Source organism: Streptomyces sp. NPDC006510, assembly GCF_040611955.1.
Lineage (GTDB): Bacteria > Actinomycetota > Actinomycetes > Streptomycetales > Streptomycetaceae > Streptomyces.
The window spans coordinates 1-3204 of the sequence record NZ_JBEXPH010000383.1 but is presented as its reverse complement, the minus strand read 5'-3'; the positions used below and the strand labels follow the sequence as shown (position 1 = coordinate 3204).

The 3204-nt window shown below is 67.7% G+C and carries 1 protein-coding gene and 2 pseudogenes; 1 reads left to right on the top strand and 2 read right to left on the bottom strand.

Going from position 1 to position 3204, the window contains the following annotated elements:
* On the top strand, positions 1-1928 hold a 1928-nt coding region (locus tag ABZY11_RS43655), incomplete at its 5' end, for a hypothetical protein (protein ID WP_356484492.1).
* Between the two features lie 431 nt (positions 1929-2359).
* On the opposite strand, the pseudogene ABZY11_RS43650 reads toward ABZY11_RS43655, so the two are convergent.
* Positions 2360-2704, bottom strand: a pseudogene (locus ABZY11_RS43650) (helix-turn-helix domain-containing protein); the annotation flags it as partial.
* Positions 2705-3109: 405 nt separating this feature from the next.
* Positions 3110-3204, bottom strand: a pseudogene (locus ABZY11_RS43645) (vacuolar transporter); the annotation flags it as partial.

Below are 3204 nucleotides of genomic sequence, written 5' to 3'. Positions count from 1 at the left end.
ACACCGCGCCCGGACTCCCCGGCCTCAGCCGCCGCGCGCTGCTCGGAGCTGCCGGCGCCGCAGCGCTGCTGACCGCGCTGCCCGCCCGCCCCGCCGGCGCCACCGAGGGGACGACCGCCCTGCCGCTCCTCGACCCGCTGCCCCCGGGACTCCCCGACCGCACGCTGTTCGCCCCCGAGGAGCAGCGGTACGCGCCGTACCTGGTGACCCTCGCGCCGATGGCAAACGACATCGAGGATGCCGACCCGGCCACATACGGCTGGTTCAAGGGCGGCTGGTGGCGCACGCCGGACGAGCCGTACAACGCCCGGATCCAGGAGCACGTGTACACGCTGAGCTGGTTCTACGCCAACTCCCGGCCCTGGAACCCGTACGCCGGTGACCCGGCACTGCTGGCCCGCCTCGACGCAGCGCTCCAGCACTATCTGCGCCTGCAGCACGACAACGGCTCATGGCCGGAGTACCGCCCCACCGAATATTCCAGAGCAGCCACCGGTTTCGGACTCGGGTATCTGAGCAAGACGCTGCAGGTTCTGCGCACGGTCGGGGCCCTGCCCGAGCGGCAGACCGAGATCCGGACCGCCGTGCACAGAGCGATGGTGTGGTTCCTCGACCCCGGCAACACCACCGTCTGGCAGAACCCCCTGAGATACGCCAACCACTACATCGCCGGCCTCGCAGGCGCGACCCTGAGTCTGCAACTGGACCCCGATGCCGCTTTGCAGACACGGCTGGCTGAACGCATCACCTTCATCGCAGACCGCGGTCAGAGCCCACAAGGTTTCTTCTACGAACCACGCGGCATGGACGTCGGATACAACTTCGATGTCATGCTGCCGGACATGGCCGAGCTCTATCACCTCACCGGCGATCCGGCCATGCTCTCCATGGCCCGCAAATTCGCCCCCTGGCTCGGCTACAACCTGGTGTGGGAGCCCGATGGATCGGGCTACTTCACCAATGTCGCCGCCTCCGCCCGCACCAGCTCCCTCTCGTACGACGGAGTCATGCTGGAGCCCGACCGCACGCACCTCGGCTCGCTCTTCGTGCCTGAAACACCTGAGCTCGCGGCGTTCTTCACCGCCCGCGAGGACCGGGCGGACGCACGCGCCGCCTGGGCGGCAGATCCGAATCCCGTGCCGGTGCTGGAGCGCGGCAAGACCTCCCCGCGCGTCATCGCGCACGTCCCTTACGGCGATGGGTCCCCGACCCGTGCAGAGAAGAACGACGCGATCTCCGACCTGCCATACCTGAGGCAGGACAACTTCGTCGAACTCCGCCGTGACGCCAAACAGGACTTCCTCTTCATCCGGCGCCCCAACCTCTACCTGGGAACCTTCTTCGGCACCCGAGCCACCAGCCTCGTCCGCTCCGGCCTCACCTTCCTGTGGCACCCCGACGCAGGCATGGTCGTGTACTCACTCAACAACGGCGACTCCTGGGCCACCGAGCTCGACGGCGGCCGGCTGGACGCCAACAGCGACCTGACGGCCGAGTACTTCACCGGTGCGCCCACCGCACGGCCCTGGACCGGCGGCGACCTCTCCCCCGGCGAACCCTTCTGCATCCGGTATCGCACCCCCGATTCCGCGGTCACCACCGACGTCACTGTCGCCCGGCAGTCCGTGCGTCGCGTCGTGACCGCCGGCTCGGCGGCGAGCGAACTGATCCCGCTCGTGCTGCACCCGACCGACCAGGTGACCTTCACCGACGGCACGGAGGCGGCCTACGGCAGCGCGACTTCGGCTGCCGCGGACGGCCTTACCGTGCGCCGTGGCGACACCGCGATCTTGATCCGGTGGGATGCCCCACGCGCCGCCAGCCTCACCAGCAGCCCCACCACGTTCCTGCGCGACGCCACCCGCCGCGCCCACCTACTCCGCATCCCGCACCCTGGCGCTCTCCACCTAACGATCACGTTCAGCTGAACCACACCAACGGGACGTCACCGGCGTCCCCGAAGGAATCGGACAGGCATGACGATTCGACCGTCTCAACGAAAGTCGACGGTTGCGTGGCTGCTATCCCGATGAGTATTCCTGGCATCGGGTGACCCGCTGGCTGCGTAAACGACATCCTCGTGTCCCGTGGGCATCCTTGTTCCGGCGCTTCCTCCCGGGGAAACGCCGGCCGAAGACGGGATCTCGCTGATCCAACCCCAAAAGGTTCCGGTGGTCCGCTACCGAAATCGGAGGCGGAACATACCGACACCATGGACGCCAATACCGGCAGCCGTCGGCTAACCGGAGGCAAGAGCACGTGGAAGCCGGATGCTCGGAGACGGGCACGTCCGGTTCGGCGGGCGGGCCGGGGAAACGGAACACCAGAAATGGTGTTACCGCGCCCCGGTCCGACCCGACTCATCCACACAGAACACCAATGCCCGTTCGGGCGGGTCCAGGTAGAGGCCGACGGCATCGTGGACCTTGTCGACGACGTACGGATCGGTCGACAGCTTGAAGGTCTTCTTCGAGCGGTGCGGCTGCGGGTCGAACGCCCGCCAGATCCGTGACACCGATGACTGCGAAAGTCCCATCTCCTTCGCCATCGACCGTGTCGACCAGTGTGTCGCGTTCTTCGGCGCGGATTCCAGCGTCCTGGTGACCACCGCGGCGACCTGCTCGTCCGTCACCGTCCTTGGGCCACCCGGACGCGGCATATCACCCAGACCGGCGATCCGGTACTGCCCGAACCGGGCTCGCCAGCAGCCCACCGCCTGTGGTGTGGAGGCCAATTGAGCCGCCACGTCCTTGCCTTCGGCCGCCGCATCGTAGGCGCCGATCAAGGAGCCGCCATTCCTAGTGGACACAAGGGAAGAAGCATGGGCGTTTCGCCCCACTTCCTTCGCGTGAGCCGCATAGTTCAAAGTCGCACGGACAACCCTGCTGGCGCGCGGGATCAATGGTGCGTAGGTCACATCGTCGAGCCGGCAGTACTCGCCCGTCTCGGCCCCGGCACGAACTCTCCAGTCGTCACCGGAGGCCGGCAGAGCACCGACATCGGAGTGGGGCAGCAGGACGACGTGCTTCTTCTCCACACGCGCGACGGCAGTCCGGCCCCGGGCCACTCGGACGGTGCTGAGCCTCATCGGGTGTGCTCCTTCGGCGCCGGTGAACCGGTTCTCCGGGGTGGGGATGCCAAAGTGGAAGTCCCGGTCACGGCCGCGGATCCGCCGGTCGAACGTCACCCGCAGGCCGGTGTCCG